The organism is Zarconia sp. (assembly GCF_057467645.1).
In genome coordinates this window covers 1-19546 of record NZ_JBRJXU010000098.1, presented here as the reverse complement: position 1 = coordinate 19546, position 19546 = coordinate 1, and the positions used below count along the sequence as shown (strand labels likewise).

Genomic DNA, 19546 nt, shown 5'->3' with positions numbered 1-19546 from the left:
CAAACTGAGTGAAACCTCAGCGGTCATCATCGAGGGAAACCGCCCCCAACTCCCGCAACGACGATCGCTGAGCCTCAGTTAACCCCGTCGCACCAGCAAGATTTACCCCCTCATAGGGTCTGGGAACTCTCAATGTTGCCGTACACATCCCATTCTCCAGGTACCAAACCCGAATCGTTCCATCCAAACTACCAGTGGCGAGTGTCCCTCCTTGCGGGCTAAATGCCACCGAAAACACCCCAGCCGTATGTCCGGTCAACACCTGCAAGCATTTCCCCGTTGCCACATCCCAAAGGCGAACCCGATTGTCGGCACATCCACCTGCGACTATCTTGCCATCGGGACTAAATGCCACGCCAAAAACCCGATCGGGTTGCTCCCAAACCCCAACGCACTCCCCCGTTTCCACCTGCCACAAACGCACGGTGCGATCGTCGCTGCCACTGGCAAAGAGGATTCCATCCGGGCTAAAAGATACTGAAAAGACCCAACGGGTATGCCCGGATAACGCCTGTCGGCATTTCCCCGTCTCCACGTCCCAAAGCCGCAGCGTACTATCGCCACTACCACTAGCTAAGGTGCCTCCGTCGGGGCTGAAGGATAACGAAAAAACCCGTTTGGTATGCCCCGCCAACTCCTGTTGGCATTTCCCCGTCTCCACTTCCCAAAGGCGAATCGTGCAGTCTTCGCCGCCACTGGCGAGGGTGCGTCCGTCCCGGTTGAAGGTCACATCCCAGACTTGATTGGTATGTCCGCGCAAAATTTGTCGGCATTGCCCGGTTTCGGTCTGCCAAAGACGCACGGTGCGATCGTCGCTGCCACTAGCAAGCTGGGTTTCATCCCCACCGAAGGCGACGGCAAACACCCAATGAGAATGCCCGGTCAACTCCTGTCGGCATTGCCCGGTGTCTGCGTCCCACAGACGAACGGTTTGGTCATCGTGACCGCTGGCGAGGGTTCGGCCGCTGGGACTGAAAGCCACAGACCAGACTCGATGGACGTGTCCCTGCCACACTTGCAAACAGTCCCCCGTTTCCCCCTGCCAAAAGCGAATCGTTCGATCTAAACTGCCACTTGCGAAGATACATTCTTCCTGGGAACTCCCATCTGGCTGCGGTAGGAACGCGAGGGCTTGAACCCAATGAGTATGTCCGGTACACAGATGCAGGCATTCTCCCGTTGCCACCTCCCACAAGCGAACGGTGCGATCGGCACTGCCACTTGCAAGAACCGTTCCATCGGGGCTGAAGGCGAGGGCTTGAACCCAATGGGTGTGTCCGGTACATACCTGCAAACAGTTCCCGACATTTTCGTTCTCCCCGACATCCTCGCTCTTCCCGATCTTTTTGCTCTTCCCGACATCTTCGCTCTCCGCGACATTTTCGTTCTCCCTGACATCTTCACTCTTCCCAACATCTTCGCTCTCGAAGTCGATCGAATCGATCGACCACAGGCGGACGGTACGATCTAAACTGCCGCTGGCGAGGGTATTCCCATCGGGGCTAAAGGTCACCGAATAAACCCAGCCCTCGTGTGCGGACCAGACCTGCAAGCATTGTCCGGTTTCAACATCCCACAGGCGAATAGTTCCATCGGCACTACCGCTGGCGAGAACGTTTGTTGGGGAGGATTTCCCATCTTCCAGGTCGCGCGACTCAACAGGACGAACATTTTCCAGGTCGCCCGACTCAACAGAACAAAAGTTTTCCAGGTCGCGCGACTTAACGGGACGAAATGCCACCGATAGCACTTGGTCGGTATGGCCGGTCAACTCCCGCACGCATTGACCCGCATCCACATCCCACAGGCGAATGTTTCCATCGGCACTACCACTGGCAGCAATGTCCCCATCGGGAGAGACAGCCACCGACCAAACCTCGTCTCGATGCCCTTGGCAACAGTGGCGGCATTGACCGGTTTCAACATCCCACAGGCGCAGGGTTCGATCGAGACTGCCACTAACCAGGGTGCGTCCATCGGGACCGAACGCCAAAGAGCGCACCCAATTGGTGTGACCGCGATAGCTGACCATATGTTGCCGGTCGGCGACTCGCCACAGATGGATATCCCCGTGGCTGTCTCCGGTGGCTAACCCAGTGCCATCGGGACTCAAGGCGATCGACAAGACATCGGCAAAGCGTTGGATAAAGGTGGGGTTGACGAAATGCGCCCCGGCAAAATTCACCCGATGCAGCGTTACCCCTTTGAGATAGGCCTGTCGGATCGTCAAGCCGGAAAAGTCGTATCCCTCGACGGTTTGATGCCGATCGCATAACAGGTTTAACAAATTTCCCGCCGCGTAGCCAGAGGTGAGGTGGGGTTGTCCGCGCCAGGTTTGCAGGGCGGTTTTCCACTGTTGGTCTGAGAGGGTTGCCCCGTCGGAGATGGGCTTGAGAATTAGGTTTGTTTGCGCGTCTCGCACGTAGTCCCTCGCCGTTGCTTGAATGAAGGGATAGCGATCGAATAGGTGGAAGGTTCCCGATCGCAACTCGGAGATCGTATCTTTCACCAGGCGATCGATGGCGTATTCCATTACCACGTTTTGCAGGGTGAATCCTGCCGGTCCCCGTTCGACGATCGAGCGACGCACCAAGGCTTCGATCGCCCCCAGGAGTGTGGGAATTGTTGCAGTCGGCACGATGGCTTCGTGCAATTCTCCGACGGTGGTGGGTTCTCGCCAAATCGCTAGCCAAGTTGCCACATCTCGTTCTAGGGTGGAGAGACGCTCGAATTGCCCGTCGAGCAAATCGCGAATATCTCCAAACACGGCCGCCCCCTGGGTTAGGAAGCGGGAGACATCCCCGAGGAATAGGGATTCGATGCCATGGGCGACTAGCTTTAAGGCTAAGGGATTACCGCCGTATCGATCGAGAAGCGATCGGGTGGGCGCACTATCGCAGATGCCCTCGGCTTGCAAGATTTTCAGACCTTCTTCAGTGGGGAGTCCGGTGATTTGCAGCGACCTCACGGGTCGATCGCGTCCTTCGAGGCGAGTCATTTCTTGGGGTTTTTCCCGACTGGTGAGAATCAGGCAACTGCGATGGCGCAACTCGCCGATGGCTTGGAAGAGTGCCCCATATCCGGCAAACCCGTCTCGGTAATGTCCGCCTACGGCTTGGGGTTGCAAAATGGTTTCGACGTTATCTAAGACGATGAGGCCGCGAGTTTGGGTTAAATGTTGAATCAGGGTTGAGATTAAATCCTCTAACGAGGTCGGCAAATTGGGGGGTTGGGGATGGGAGAGGGAACGAATCAACCCGGTCAGAATGTCTTCGACGGGGGGCGCGTTTCGCAGGGAACGCCACGCCACGCATTCAAACTCGCTGGTGTGAGGTAAGGGGGTGGATTCTTGGGTCAACTTCCCAGTAGCTTCTGCGGTCGTCCGATGGTTTTCTCCAACGATGGGTTTTTCCACGATCCGATCGACGAGTTTGGCGGCTAGAGTGGTTTTGCCAATGCCCCCCATGCCGATGAACGCCACCAGACGACAGCCATCGCTCGAAACCCACCGTTCCAGGGTATCGAGTTCTGGGGTGCGACCGTAGAAACTGAAGACATCGGGGACTTCTCCCCAATTGATTTGCACTTTGGGGCGGATTTTGGGGGAACTGTTCTGCGGGTTCTCCACCCGGCTGTAGTCTTTCTTGTCGAGAACCAGGTCGAAAGCCTGGAAAATATAGTCGAGGGTGCGTCGGTCTACGCGATGTTGGGCTTCGAGAACTTTGGTGACGGTTCCTTTATCGAGTCCGGTGCGAAAACTCAGGGTTTCGATCGATAGTTTTTGTCCGTCGTTTTCGTCTTCTTCCACTCGCGCGATCGCCTCTCGCAGTTTTTCCTGTCCTTGAGGGGTGAGGACAACGCCTCGTTTTCGCCGACCGGGAGAAGATGCCATAGACGTGCATTGAGAACTTTCCTCTTGATTCTAGAAGGAGGTCAGTTCTAATGGAAACCAGCGCTCGACAGCACGAATGAGATCGAATCCGGTTAAATCACCATAATTCAGGGTCGGGAGTACCAGGAGGGGAGCTGAGGAAGCACTAGGGAGAAAGTGACTCGTGGAATTTACATGTCATGGTTAATTACCCGGAGCCGAGCTGATAAGCGCTTCGGAATTTAGCTTCGAGCTCGAACATTGACCGCACAGAGTTGGGTTCTGACTGCGACCTGTTCTGTAATCCACTCGGCCGCTGCATATCTAGCCGGTTCCAAGTTTTTCGTGGGGGGTTGCTCTGCGGCGATCGCCCCTAGGAGTTCTTCAAGGGGGTTCTCTGGTCCCTTCTGGCTACTGAAGATAATCGGTCGATCGAGGGATGGTAATTCTAGCCAATGGAAATCAGTTGCCCCCACGGTCGCAAATACCTTAATGATGTCTTGCCCTTCTTGGTATCCATTCGGTAAATTGGCTTGCAGGGGTAGCAATTCTTCTTGTCCTGGGTCAAAGGTGATAAAGTTTCCTCCGCCATAGGGATAGACTTGCTCGATACTCCAATCGGGTTGTATGGCGAGTATCGTGACATTGAGGGGTTGAAAGGAATCATTGCGGATACGCACGAATACCCAATCACCCACATTGAGGGTTGGTGTATTGCCGGGGTCGGTAAATGGTTGGGGTTCTGGCGCTTCAACGAGGTCGTAGTCTGTTTGCGTTCCGGCTAACTCTACGGTAAAAGCGAGTTTTTCTCCGGGTGAATTTGATTTGTGATAGTAATTGTCAAGCTGTTGGACGGCACGATATTTTGCCAAATGAACTAAGCGCATCATGACGCTCGCAGCCGCATCTACGTCACTAAACTTGAGAGCGGGTCGTAAGTTTTTAATGGGTGTGCCGCTCGGGTCGCCAATCTCGTACTCACCTTTTGCGTTCAAACTAATTTGGTAATTGGCAGCTTCATCTTCAGAGGCGAATTCGAGCCAACCTTGAGAAGTTCTCATTACTTCCGAGAGGATTTCCAATGCTTGAGACTGAATTTTATAAATGTCTGGTGGTAATTCTTGTTCGGTTTGGGAAAATAGACGTATTTTTTGAACTAATTTGAGAGAGCGAGGATTGATTAAGAGTGCTCGATCGCCTTGTTCGATGGGTTCATTGCGAAAGATTTCTCTGAGTTCGGACCAAGATTGGGTCGCTCCGAGTTCGGTGATTTCAGCTAAAGCCAATCGCTGTTTAACTGAGGTAAAATCTGTCGTGCCATGAGGATAAATCGCAAACTGCGCGCCTTGGCGAAGACCTTGAGCTTGGCCGGCATTGAGTAAAAGCTTTCGATCGGCTTCGATTTCAATAATATTGACGGTATACTCAATAGAGGTGATATCGCTTTCAAAGACAATACGATCGCCTTCTCCTTGCAGTTGGGGAGTTTGCCTTTCAAACTGGCTATTTATCTTTGCAAAGATGCGATCGTGGAGGACTTTGTAGGTGAGTCCAGGTTCAAGGGAGTAGAGGGCATCGAGTAACCAATAGGTGAGAGCGCCATTTTTCTCTTGACCGTTGAAAGCATATTCATAGGCAGACTCATTTGGGCGACAGGCAGCTAAGAGAACGTAGCCTTTGGGTTGAGGCAGCCAGCCACTTCCGAGAGTGAGATTGCGAGTGTCTGGTGTGGTTAGAGCTTCCCAGGTTTGGATTAATTCTGCCTCAGTTGCAACCAGGCTTTCTGTCGGTTTGACTGTGGTATCGATGGTGTCTAATCCCCGAATATCGCAGTCATCTCCTCGGGTGGCTCCCCCGGAATGACAACTATCAAGGACGAGGGTAACAATTAATCCTTTATCCACCATTCTTTCGAGAAGTTTGGCTAATTCAATGTCCCGGAGATAGCGTGCGGTAGAGTTGCCAATATCGGTGGGAACGAGGGTTTCATCGATACCGTATTCTCCCTTAAGTTGGGGGTAGTTGGTTTTGGCACGACCTCCATGACCGGAATAATGGATGTAGAGTTGGTCGCCGGGTTGGGCAATGTCCGTTAGACGAGCGAACATGGCAACCATATTTTCATAGGTTGGCCACTTCTCTGGTGGTTCTGATGGTTGGGGTTGACCGATGTTGGAGGCTGTGAGGGTGAAGATTCGATCGTCTGGTACTTTGAGTTTTAGTTTGAGGAAGTCGGCGACGTGGTTGATATCGCGGACACATCCACTGAGGTTTGAGTAGGAGCTTCCGTCGGGGAGTTGGTTGGGGAGGTAGCAGTCTATTCCTATTAGTAGGGCGTATAGGTTTGGTTTTGGATTGGTTCGATCAGCCATTTTTTTCTTACTTTTAGAGATGGGTTTATGTTTAAGTCCTGGCGTTATGGCTCAGTAACATTTTCAAAATTCTTGCAGAGATGACGATCGCCATTTTTCACTCTAATGTTATTTTTCAGATAATCCCTTATTCGCTTACAACCTATAGTCAGCAGTTGATCTACATCCCCCATTTGCCATTGCCAAACAGCATCATCTGAAACGGTAAATAAAAACTGCCCATTTTGGCTAAATCTTAGTTGTTCAACTGCTGTCTGATGTTTTAGTTTGGTTATTTCCTGACCCTGTAAATTCCATAGGCGAACTATACCATCTTCTGAGGCAGTAACTAAAAAATCGCCATCTGGACTAAACTGTGCATCTCTGATAAGAGCTGAATGGGGAAAATGTGCTTGTTTATTGCCTTCTAAATTCCATAAATGAGCAGCATTGCCAGTACTAAGCATAGCTAATGAATTTCCTTTAGGGCTAAATATAACATCTTTAATTGCATCAAAAGATTGTTTAAGTGGTTGCGGTAAAAGTTTTTGTTCTCGTAAATCAAATAAATGAACATAACCATCATTTGAGTTACTCGAAACAATAGCTAAAAATTGAGAATCTGGACTAAACCTAGGATATAGCCATGCAACAAAATCCAGATGTAAATTTAATAAATCTTTCTTCTTTTCTTGACTCTGCAAATCCCACAGGTGAGCTGTTCCATTGTCTGGTAGACCACTCATTGTAGCAATGAACTGACTATTAGGACTAAATCTTATTTCCGATATCTCATTTTGATGCTCTAGTTCTAATTTTAATGACCGATCTTCTTGTAAATTCCATACTCGAATTTTTCGATCTTCTGAAGCAGTAACTAGTAGTTTGCTGTTAGGGCTAAAACTAAAATCATCAATACTATCTGGATGGATTAATTGAAGTGGCTTTTGACTTTCTAAACTGTTCTTATCTTGTAAATCCCATACACGAACTATATTCTCCCCGTATGAGGAAGTAGCCAGTAGCTTTTCATTAGGACTAAATTTAAACTTTTGAACACCTTCTTGATGCTTGAGTTGAGCTAATTCGTTACCCTGCAAATTCCAAATGTGAATTACTTCATAATTTGAAACTGTGCCAATTAAATTTCCATTAGGACTAAATTTTGCCTGAGTTACCTTATCTAAATGATTCAGTGGTTTTGACTTTCCATTTTGCAAGTTCCACAGGTGAGCCGAACGCTCGTAATTCCAAGTAGCTAGATACTTAATTTTAGGACTAAATATTACATTTCCCTCTTGACGATCGAATTTCTTATATTCCTTACCTTGTAAATTCCATAGGTGTGCTGTTCCATCAGCTAAAGCTGTAGCAAGCAATTTATCATCCGGACTAAAATCAACGTCCACTACAGTATCTCGATGTACAAATTGTCCTAATTTATCACCTTGTAAATTCCACAAGTGGACTATCCCATCATTTGATACAGTAGCTAGAAGTTGACTTTTAGAGCTGAACTCTGCCATGTTAATCCCGCTGGTATGAGGTAATTGGGTTGATTCTTGAGTTGCTAAATTACCTCGATCCCGTAAATCCCATAATTCAACCAAACTATCACCTGATACTGTGGCAAGAAAATCACCATCATGGCTAAATTCTATTTCTTTAACCAATTCTTTATGAGGTAATTGTGCTAACTCTTTACCCTTTAAATTCCATAGACTAGCAATATTATCATTTGAAGTAGCTAGGAGATTTTCTTTAGGACTAAATCTTGCATTTTTTTCATCAATCATTTTTAGTGTTTGAGAATTCTGTAAGTCCCATAAAGCTATACCTTTATCCCAATCGTCAATAACAAGAAATTTCCCATCTGGACTAAACTCTACTTCTTTATAGAAATCACTACCTATATACGGTAGTTTTACTATTTTTTTACCTTGCAAATCATTTTGTACATCCCATAGACTAATGCCTTCGTATGAACCAATAGCAAGGAATTTCCCTTGGGGATGAAATTCAATATCAGAAACAGCACTCTGAGACTGAAATTTTGCTAACTCATTACCCTGTAAATCCCATAGACGAACGATCTGGATCTGTGAGACAGTAGCAAGAAGTTTACCATCGGGGCTAACTCTGACCAATTTTACTGGATACTCATGGTTTATCTTAGATTTTTGTTGCTTACCCTTTAAATCCCATAGGCGGGCTGTCCTATCATCTGATGCAGTAACTAAATATTGACCATTGGGACTAAATTTTACCTCATTAATTAATTGTTCATGTCCTTCTAAGCGATTAACTTCACTTGTTTGATAAATAACCTTGTATAAACTTTCTTTGACTTTAATTTGTAGTTTATTTGTTGGTTTAAAGACTTTTAAAAGTGGGTGCTTGAGTCCTTTTACTGCTTGTAGAGCTGCTATTAATGCTTCTAATTCTTGATTTGAAGTCCAAGACGATTCTGAGGAATCTCTAAAAGCATTGACCTGACCAATCAAAGCATTTCTTTGACCAATTAAAGCGATAAGAGAAAACACAAGTAAGATTGTAATTACACTAAAAGTAATACTCTGAACTTTTGCTATATTCCTACGACTTTGCTTAATACTACTTTCAACAAAATCAGCTTCCGTATCACTCAACCAATTATCACTAGACTTCAGGACTTTTTCTAATAAATTTATTCGAGGATTACTATCCCAAAGAAACTTGGATTTTTTATCACTTTTCGGATTTTGTGATTTCCGTATCACTAGTCGATCGATCTGAATTGTAATAAAGTGTAATGAATTAGAAATTAAGTCAATTCCCTTATCTAGTAAATTGATGAAAGGTTCAGCTTTATTAGGGGATTGCTCTATCGTTTTCCACTCCTGGGCGGCAGGTGTTAGCCGTCTTTGTAGCAATAGGTTTTCCTGTTCTTCTTGTTTCCATGCCAGTAGCTTATCCCATCCCAGTATCAAAGCATCATGAGCTGGCTCATAATAAACCTTCCCTTGAGCATCTGTTCCACTCACCAACAGACGTGCTTCCCGAAAGCAATTAACTACCTTCTCTACCCGCTCATTTTTTTCAGGAGCTGGATATTTCAACTCAAATTCTGGTACTGCTCTACGAGCTAATTGACCTCCACCTACTGCTACCATTCGCAACATAACATGGCGAATCGTTTTCTCGTAAGAACTGTCTTCTTGAACGAGTTCATCATAAACTCGTGTGGCGCTTGTTTTCAGAGAACCCATCACTCCACCTAATAGCTCGTAGTCCTCCTGAGTCATGGCACGATTATCGCTGCGGCGATCTAAGTACTTTAGGTAAAGTTCACTGAGAGTAAAAGACAACAGTGGCAAAGCACCAGGCATCCCCAAAACTTCATTAATCAACTTATCGACTAACTCCGGAGGCTCAAAATAAAGCACCTTCTCTAATGCTGGCTTCTCAATAACTTGCCGAAACTCATCCTGAGTCATCGCCGGAACCATAAATCGAGCTGCCATCCATTGCTTTTGCGCCCAATTTTGATAAATCTGAGAAAGGATGGGTATAAATTTGTAGAGCTTCTCGATAGCAATCAGAAGAATGGCAGCAAGGACGACTTCTTTGCCACTACTCAAAAGCTCACTGGCAAACTGTAGCTCAAACTCAGAGCGCAGGGTAATAACAACCTGTATTTTCTCTGAACGGTTAGTCCAAAGTTGCTGAAGCCATTGCAAACACTGCTCTTTCTCTTGTTGAGAAGATTGAGTAACCAGCTCTTCGGACTGGTCAATTACCAACAAAAACTTTTTTGAAGCAGCACCGCTAGAACTATCTGAAGAATCATCTGGAACCCGACTTAAGTTTTTCTCTAACGACTGAAGCCAAGACGGGTTAACTTTTAATACTTCCTCATTCTGTTCGTTAACCTCTTCACTCTCAGGCAATATGGATTTTCCCAAAAAATCCTTTGGGCGTATAGGTTCAAAAATTTTCCATCCTTCCTTTAGTAAGCGAGGAATCAACCCCGCTTTCACCAAACTTGACTTACCACTCCCCGAGACACCCAGTACAACTGTTAGGGGTGGCTTGCTAGGATCGGAAACCTGCTTGGCTAAATCCTGAATGACTTGTTCTCGACCAAAAAATAGTTCGCTATTTTCTGCTTCGTAGGGTTTTAAACCCCGATAAGGATTCGTACTTTTATCCAGTGGCGGAGCTTTCTCTAAACGATCGGGTACAAAACCGGGAACCTGAAAGACATACTCGCCTTTCTCATGATGTTTGAGTGGATAAAGACCGGGAGTTTGTCTATCTGTTATCCCAGCTAGCTCTTTTTCCAGATAGATGTAGAGTTCTGATGCTGTAATAACACCATCTGGTATAATATCGGCCGGAGCTTTAGCCCCACCATTAGGTGCCTCCTCTACCTCAATTTGTAGAGCCTTAAGCAAGACTTCTGCAAAAGGAGAGTTTTTTCCTGTATTTTCTCCTTCTCGCTGACCAAAACGAGTGACCACATCCAAAGCTTTCTCATCATAGGAAGCCGACGCAATCATCTGTTGAGCCTTCCCCTTCATGAAACGGTCATATTGTTCCCGATAGAGCAGTTTTTGAGGGGGAAGTAAATGTCTCAAAAAACGAAAAGCTCCAGCAAAGCAACAGTCTAAAATCACTAACAAATGACGGCACTCAAGTTCGACGAGTACATCATGCAACGGCTGCATTGGTAAGAAGGTTCTTTTATCATCCTTCTTCGCATCTTGAGGAATCAGATAACCGATCGGACCATCTTGATTTTCAAAAGCGTCTTCAGTAATACCATGTCCGGCAAAGTAAAACAGAACTCGGTTATAGGACTCAACCCGAACTACTCGATTATCTGAGAGTGTCAAGCTTCCATCTTTGAGATTGTCGAGTAAAGTATTGATTCCTTCCAAAGTGGCTTCAGAGTCTAATAGCAGTTTGACATCGTACTGATACGAACTTTGAAGAACCTTCGCCAGTCCGGTCACATCATTAACGGGTGTTTTCAAAGAAGGAATCCCATTTCCATAGGCATTAATTCCAACAAGAATCGCTAAGTTTTTATGATTGTTAGCAATCATAAAAGGTCTCTCCCTTTTGCTATTAATGTATCTCTCCGTAAAAACACCCTTGACTCGAAAAACGTCCTATTTAACTTCTGATTAATGCAACGTGATATCGTCGCAAAGGAAGCGATCGCTTTTATCAAGATTAGGATTATAGTTGAGATAGCCACGAAGCCAGTCACAACCTTGCGCCAGTAAATTATTAAGATCGAAATTCCAAAGCATGACTACATTGCCATCAACCCCAGCAAGGAGCTTGCCATCCGGGCTAAAACTAACGTCAGTAATGGTAGAGCTATTAGTTTTAATAGTTTGAAGTTCGCTCCCATCCAAGCTCCAAACTTTAACAGTACTGTCACGGCTGCCAGAAGCAATTATCGGAATATTTCGATCTGGGTGGAAACTCAAACTGGTAATTGATTTTATATGTCCTTTAAAGAGTTTAGATTGTTTACTATTAAGCTGCCATAAAATAATATCTCCATTTCCGTTGCCAGCCGCAACAGCCCGACTATCTTGACTGAAACTGATGCTGCTAATCAGAGTACTGGAGCTGGCGAGAGACTCTGTTTTGTTGGTATCTTCTCTCCAGAGCGTGACATGGCGATCGCTACCAGAGTAGGCAAGAATCTTACTGTCGGGACTAAAACTAACAACGGGAGAGCTTACCTTAAAAGTAGCCAATTTTTCATTGTCTTCTATATTCCAAACGACAACAATGCTATCATTTCCAATAGGAGCACTACCCACAGCTGCTACTTTGTTATCATCTGGACTTAAACTAAAGTCTTTGACAAAATAAGGCATTTCTCTGCCATGCACTTTAATAGCTGGCATCTCAAAAGATTCCAATAGCTCCCCACTATCATTCAAGAGATGGACATTTCGCCCGCTCGCATAGGCGAGCATTTGACCATTAGAACTAATGCCAATCTTTCGAACAGAACTCGCGAGATCGCTGAATATTCGTTCGAGGGTTCCGTCATCAACATTCCAAAATCTAATGCTTTTGTCAGGATGAGCAGTCGCGATCGTTTTTCCATTCGGACTGAAACTGATGTCTTTGATGGGAAAACTATTCCTTACTTTATCCAGAATTACAGGCTTAATGCCGTCAAGACTCCATATTTTAAGATTGCTATCGTTACTCGCCGAAACTAAAGTTTTACCATCCGGACTGAAGCTCATATCGAAAATAGCAGAGCTATGTCCCACAAAAGTTTGCGTTATTTCTTTATATCGTATATCCCAAAGTTCGATCGTCTCATCCCAGCCTGCCAATGCGATTGTATTACCATCAGGACTAAAAATGGCACAATCAATGTCAAAGTGCTCAATCTCATCAAGTTGCTTGCCATCTTCAACCCTCCAAATGAAGACTCCGCTACCTTCATCAACAGCAGCAAGCAATTTGCCGTCAGGACTGAAACTGATATCACTCGCAGTTATGATACTAGGTTCTAAGGTTTGAAGTAACGCTCCGTCGAGACTCCAGAGTTTAACGCTTTCGTCGCTTCCAGAAGCAATAACTTGTCCGTCGGGGCTAAAACTGACATCAAACACGAAATCCCCATCAGAACTATGTTTGAAGGTTTTTAGTTCCTTACCCTCCAAATTCCAGAGTTTAACAGTTCCATCCCCTCCAGCAGATACCAACAGTTTACCGTCAGGACTAAAACTCACCTTAGCTGCGGAATGTTCCTTTATCTCAAAACTCCTAATTTTTTGACCCTTCAGATTCCAAATCGCGATCGTGCCATCACCGTTAGCAGCAACCAGGAGTTGACCGTTGGGAGCAAATTCAATACTCTGAACTCCCAAGCGATGAGCCTCAAAACTGGCAATATCTCTGCCTTTACGGCTCCAGAGTTTAATCGTTCCATCATCGCTAGCAGAAGCGATCGTCTCGCCATCGGGGCTAATGCTAACACTATTGACGGGTTTCGTATGTTTTTCTAATCGGTTTTGCTCTCTTACTGCGTAAATAGCTTGTTGCAGTGCCAGTACCACTTGAGTTTTAGTATTCGCACTGCTCCAAATCGCCTTTTTCTGTTTTATCCCTGCCCTAATAGCCTCCAATAAGGCATCAAATCTAGAATTTGATGCGAGTAGAGCATTAGAAGACGCAATCTCCGATTGGATTTCGGCATCTACCCTCTGAGCGTACTGCACTCCGGCAAAGGTCATGACGATCGCAATAAAAGCAAAAATTCCTCCAAACACTTTTGCTCGGCTAATTTGTCTTGCTCGAATACTCCTTTTGACAAATTCTGTTTCTAGCTGATTAAACCAACGATCGTTCGACTTCAGCACTTGCCTCAACACATCTAAATAAGGATTAGCATTCCACAAAAACCGCCCCTGTCGCTTCTGCTTCCACTCCATCGCCGCCGGAGTCAACCGCCTCTGTAATAACAAACTATCCTGCTGTTGATTTTTCCAAACCAATATCCTATCCCACCCATTTACTAAGGCATCGTGGGCAGGTTCCACATAAGCTTCTCCATCAGAAGAAGTTCCCGTCACCAACAAACGAGCATCGATAAAAGCATTAATAATTTCCTCAACCTCTCCATTCTGAGGTTCTGGATACTCCAACTCCGATCGTGGGACTCGCCTGCGTGCTAACTCATCCCCACTCACTGCTACCATTCGCAACATCACATGACGAATCATTTGTTCGGTGACTTGTTTCTCCTGAACTAACTTCTCAAAAACATCTGTTGCTGTTTTCTTCAGCGCACCCATGACTCCACCTAATGCTTGGTAATCTTCGAGAGTCATCGCTCGATTTTTCTCTCCACTCTGCCAGCGATCGCAACACCGAAAATACAACTGACTCAAAGTAAACGATAACAAAGGCAGCGCCCCCGGCATCTGCACGACTTCATTAATTAACTCATCCACTAATCCCGATGGCTCGAAATATAACACCTTTTCTGTTGCTGGTTTTTCTATGATTTCCCGAAACTCATCCTGAGTCATCATCGGTACGGTGAATTGTGCGATACCCCATTGCTTTGCATCTAATAGTCGATCGGAAAATTGCGCTTTAAAGTCCGATCGTAATGTGATAATAACTCGCAAATTGTCACAATTTTCTCTTAAAACTTTCTCTAAAAATGCTAGAAATTTATCTTTTTCTTCTTCATGGCACTCCGTAACTAATTCTTCAAATTGGTCGATAACCAATAATAACTTAACTGAAGTATCACTATTTCCCGAACTGGCGAGTTTAGTTAAGAGTTTGGGATTCTGTTGTAAAAAAATACTTAGAGAATATATAATTCTTTGATTGTTATATTTCCTTACAATTTTAGCAAAAATATTCGCGATTTTCATAAACGCTTGTATGGCTAGATTAAAACCATAACTAGCTTTATTAATATTCTCAAAAAAACTAGCTTTTACCAGACTTGCTTCTCTAGCTACTATAGTCAAGAAAATAGCTCCTGCCAAAGCACTAAAAGGAGATTTACCGGGACGTAAAGGATTAATAATATACCATCCATCCTCTCGTAACCTGGGAAGCAATCCAGCCTTGACTAAACTAGATTTACCCGTACCTGAAGCCCCCGTCACGATCTTCAGTGATGGCTGCTTTATTCGAGTCTCATGCAAGCGAAAATATAGTTCATCAATAACTCTCTCTCTGCCGAAGAATAAGTTCTTGTGTTCCTCGTTGAAAGACTCCAAACCTCGATAGGGATTGCTCTTTTTATTCAGCGGAGGAGCTTTCTCTAAACGATCGGGGACAAAACTGGGAACCTGAAAGATATATTCACCTTTCTCATGATATTTGAGTGGATAAAGACCGGGAGTTTGTCTGTCTGTTATCCCAGCTAGCTCTTTTTCTAGATAGATGTAGAGTTCTGAAGCGGTAATCACACCATCTGGTATAATGTCAGCCGGAGCTTTAGCCCCACCATTATGTGTCTCCTCTACCTCAATTTGTAGAGCCTTAAGCAGGACTTCTGCAAAAGGAGAGTTTTTCCCCGTATTTTCTCCTTCTCGCTGACCAAAACGAGTAACCACATCCAATGCTTTCTCATCATAGGAAGCCGAGGCAATCATCTGTTGAGCTTTTCCCTTCATGAAACGGTCATATTGTTCCCGATAGAGCAGTTTTTGAGCAGAAATTAAATTTCTCAAAAACCGGAAAGCTCCAGCAAAGCAACAGTCTAAAATGACTAACAAATGACGGCACTTCAGTTCGACGAGCACATCATGCAACGGCTGCATTTGTAAGAAGGTTCTTTTATCATCCTTCTTCGCATCTTGAGGAATCAGATAACCGGTCGGACCATCTTGATTTTCAAAGGCATCTTCAGTAATACCATGTCCGGCAAAGTAGAACAGAACTCGGTTATAGGACTCAACCCGAACTACTCGATTATCTGAGAGGGTCAAGATTCCATCTTTGAGATTGTCAAGTAAAGTATTGAGTCTTTCCAGGGTGGCTTCAGAGTCTAAGAGCAGTTTGACATCGTACTGGTACGAACTTTGAAAAACCTTCGCCAGTCCGGTCACATCGTTAACCGGTGTTTTCAAAGAGGGAATCCCATTTCCATAGGCATTAATTCCAACAAGAATCGCTAAGTTTTTGTTATTGGAAATCATTACAATGAGGTTTTTACTTTCAATGGATATTTCTGTAAAAGCACCCCTAAATCGAAAGGCAATTCTCGAACAGGACCTACACGGCGAGCGAAAAATTCTCATTTGCCTTCGAGCTCTGACCTGCACAGCTCGAAGCATTAGTCGTTAAATGGTACTCAACCTACCACTTCAAACAAATCCCGGACGGGACTCGGTGGCTGCACTCCCCCACTGCTAGCCCATACCGTCGTCCGATACAGACCCGGAGCCAAGTCTGGCAGCGTCAGCACCCATTCGCTACCATCATCTCGAAAATCAACTCCGATTGCCCGTCCTCCAGCAACTGGTAGGATTTGAGCTTTCAAGCCCCCCAGAGTATCGCGGGTATTGAGCAATCGAGCGCGCATCTCTACCGGTTCGTCCGCCAGATACAGATCGTCGAGGCTCAAACTAATGGCTGCTCCTCTAGGACTCACCTCCGGGCCGCGAATCTCTGCCATGCCCTTCACTTGCATCGTTTTGAGGCGACCGAGCAGCTCTTTCAACACCCGCGCGTGGCTCTGAATCGACCCGTGGCGCTCGGCGATATACGTCTCTCGATACTCGTTCGACAGCTCGATGGGAATAGCAGAAATATAAGGAACCGTTCCATCTCCATCGCCTAAAAGCGGATCGATCGATGGGGGGAGTTCTCGACTCACCCTCAACTCCCCATCGACTAGCTTCGCCGACTGCATCGTCGGTTGCTGCGTCCCCACCATCGGCACGATTTTATAGGACCTCAAATAGTCGGCATCGTTCTGGTGTCGTTTGACGGCACTCTCAATTTCCCGATGGAATGCCAGGGCTTTTTCCGCCTTGGCTTTGACGATATTGGGCAATCCGTCGGTTTCGGCAATTCGCCGATATTCGCCCCCTACGTCGAGCATCTTGTAGATTGGCATCAGTTGATACACCGAGTTCATCGATCGCATCGCTTCCGTCAAATCGAAAAACAGCTTTTTGTACCCATTTGCCACAAAATTGACTGCATTCGCCGACCCTCGGTGGGGCGTACCAAAGGTAAACAAGGCCTTGCAATCTCGCCAACCTTCTAAGACTTCCAGGTAGTAGCGAGAGACTAATCCCCCCATACTGTGAGCCAGGAGAATCACTTTGGCCTCTTTGAGTCCCGTATAGTCCCGCCACCGTTTGAGGCGCTCGTCGAGGAACCGCTTGAGTCTTTTGGCTGTCGCTCGGTTGTCGCGCCGCCAATCGTAGGGAAACTCGAAAAAGTTGGCGGGTTTGTCATCGGGAATCTGACCCGGTACGACTTGAAAATTGTTGGTAATCAGCCGAGACAGGGTGGTGTAGCCGTCGATTTTGACCAATCCCGGTACGAGCGAGGCATCTGCAACCAAGCGATCGGGTCTGATGCCATCATCTAAGTATTCTGCGTCCGGGTCATCTTGCTCGACTTTTAAGTATTGAAGCGACTCCCCGTAGGTACTTATCGTCTGCCACGCCGCCTGTCCGGAGATGGCCCAAATATCTTTTCCGTCCTTTTGCAGCACGCTCCCGGTAATACCCGGAAGAATGACTACCAAATCTTCCATGCGAGTTTTTGCCATGACAATTTCCTTGTATTGTGGGTTATTGTTGTTGTTGAGAAGATTTGCCGGGATTCTATCCGCCCAATACTATTGAAAAGCTTGGGAATCCGGACAGTTAAACAAATTGTTCGATAAATTTTTAGCTCGATCTCCGCTTCGGGTCTGTCGTTCAGTCACCGTACATCTTACCCAGTACCGGATTCCAGCTTTCAGAAGACGATCGGAAAAAGGGAGAGATTGTTAGGAGCAATCCTCTCAAATATCCCTCCCCCATCAGACCGTTACCAACCAAAACTCGATCGGGCCACACGCAACGAGTAAAATGCGTGAGAGTCCAGTTACTAATTCTTACTCACAGCATTGAACCACAGTGTTCCATCTGCCCATGCGAGCTTGTGGGGATTTTTATAAAAATCCGTTGCTTGTGCGAGGCTATAAGCAGCCATTGCAGCGTGAACGCATGTATCGGAATAAAGGATACCGTGCCCCTTTGTATCTTCTGAGTAAGTGTTGTTGTAGTCGTAGTTGCCGCCCGGCCACCATTCACCACAGGGATCGTTGACGATGTAGAAAAGTTTTTCATTTACGATCTTGTATCCTGCGATTGTAATGATATGTCCGGGAGCCGTCCAATGCCCTTGTGCAATCAGAGCTTGTTCGCGATCGAGGTGTTTTTTGAGATCGGCAAATTTTCCGTTACGGGTGTAAGTTGCATCAACCCCAAAATCTTTCAATGCTTGGTTAATTCCCTCGGGAGTTTGATGACTGATACCCCGTGCAGAAAAATAAGCATCTAGATTATCACACCCCTGCTTGTACTGACCTGGAACAGAGATCTTATTCCAGAGCAATAGCATATAAGGGCAGGCCACGCCGCAGCTTCCATCTGGATCGCGGTAATTGTTGCGCTGATTTTCGTAGGGAACGTTGAGATCGATCATTGTCCTGTGATGTAAATTCAACTACATCCAGTCTGGGCATTTGAAAGTTCAGTCACCACCGAAAATGCGGAAGTTTAGAAAGAAGTTAAGCCTTTTTTTGAGTAGTCTGCTCAAACCCTCTCCGGATAAGGGTGACAGCTTTTTTCAATCGGGTGTTTTTTCGAGGGGTCGATCGCTTAAAATCGGTAAAATCCTTAATGTCTTGCATCCATAATGGGTTGGGCGATCGACCGGTAGAGTTTCAAGTGATTTTAGAGGGGATGAAAACGTCCGTCTCGCGCCACCCAAGCTCTCGAACCAGGGTCGCGATGTTTCGTCCAGTTTTTGAAATAGTCTTCCCCTTTTCCTTGGGCTTCTTTGAGGCTTTCGGCGGTCACTCCCAGCCGTCGTGCGAGGTTGGCAGAAGTTTGCTCGCGCTTTTTTTTCTTTTTTAAGAAACGATAAAGATTTTGTAAAGATGGCAACAAGCATTGGATCGGAATACAGCCATCGGGGATTGGAGCAGTACGATCGTTTTGTCAAAATCATAGTGCTCTTGTACGGATATAGATATATTTTGGTAGATTTCGTTACGCATAGGTAATTTATCTAAATTCGAGCATACAATGTCGTGTTGCATCTGTTCTCAGTCCTCATAGTTAATAGCCATAAACCCAATGTCTGACAACAACAATACGTTAGAAACAGCCTTAGAGCTCGGGACTTTAGGCAGCGATAGCTTAATGTTTGTTGATTTTGTTGGAACCGATGACCGTAATGATTACTACACGTTTTTTCTTGATGAAATTAACCACATAACGCTAGGACTGTCGGGATTAGAACAGGCAGCGCAGCTTTCTCTAATTGCCGACTTCGACGGTGACGGGGAATGGGACAGCGGTGAGGAGATTGCCGACGACGGTATCTCGAATAGTTCCAGCTCCACAGCAGACCGTAGCATTATCCGAACCCTGGGAGCGGGTACGTACTGGTTGAATGTATGGACTTACGACTCCGATGACAACACGGTTTACACCCTAGATCTGTCTGCAACGACCGTACCCCCGACAACCGTAGAAGACCCCGGCAACACCCTCGCCGAAGCCTACAGCCTGGATGCACTCAGCAGCACCCCCAT

At 46.1% G+C, this 19546-nt stretch carries 8 protein-coding genes; 1 reads left to right on the top strand and 7 read right to left on the bottom strand.

The window, feature by feature from the left end:
- Positions 1 to 16 precede the first annotated feature (16 nt).
- From AC2215_RS14740 to AC2215_RS14710, 7 genes are all read right to left on the bottom strand, one after another.
- Positions 17 to 3892: a WD40 repeat domain-containing protein gene (locus tag AC2215_RS14740; protein ID WP_486810773.1), complete on the bottom strand. Its 3876-nt coding sequence runs from the start codon at positions 3890 to 3892 to the stop codon at positions 17 to 19.
- A 221-nt stretch (positions 3893 to 4113) separates the two neighbouring features.
- Positions 4114 to 6243, bottom strand: a complete 2130-nt coding sequence (locus AC2215_RS14735) for a caspase family protein (protein ID WP_486810772.1) — start codon at positions 6241 to 6243, stop codon at positions 4114 to 4116.
- A 44-nt stretch (positions 6244 to 6287) separates the two neighbouring features.
- Entirely contained in the window at positions 6288 to 11312 is a 5025-nt protein-coding gene (locus tag AC2215_RS14730; RefSeq protein ID WP_486810771.1) for an nSTAND1 domain-containing NTPase, read from the bottom strand.
- 81 nt (positions 11313 to 11393) lie between these two features.
- Entirely contained in the window at positions 11394 to 15917 is a 4524-nt protein-coding gene (locus AC2215_RS14725; protein WP_486810770.1) for an nSTAND1 domain-containing NTPase, read from the bottom strand.
- 155 nt (positions 15918 to 16072) lie between these two features.
- Complete coding sequence (locus AC2215_RS14720; protein WP_486810769.1) at positions 16073 to 17506, bottom strand: lipase/acyltransferase domain-containing protein; 1434 nt, start codon at positions 17504 to 17506, stop codon at positions 16073 to 16075.
- A gap of 323 nt (positions 17507 to 17829) precedes the next feature.
- Complete coding sequence (locus AC2215_RS14715) at positions 17830 to 18429, bottom strand: C39 family peptidase (RefSeq protein ID WP_486810768.1); 600 nt, start codon at positions 18427 to 18429, stop codon at positions 17830 to 17832.
- 251 nt (positions 18430 to 18680) lie between these two features.
- Positions 18681 to 18893 carry a hypothetical protein gene (locus AC2215_RS14710; RefSeq protein WP_486810767.1) on the bottom strand — a complete coding sequence of 71 codons (213 nt, stop codon included), beginning with the start codon at positions 18891 to 18893 and terminating at the stop codon, positions 18681 to 18683.
- A gap of 192 nt (positions 18894 to 19085) precedes the next feature.
- Between AC2215_RS14710 and AC2215_RS14705 the strand changes: the two genes are divergently transcribed.
- The coding region (locus AC2215_RS14705; RefSeq protein ID WP_486810766.1) for a hypothetical protein at positions 19086 to 19546 on the top strand (461 nt) is incomplete at its 3' end.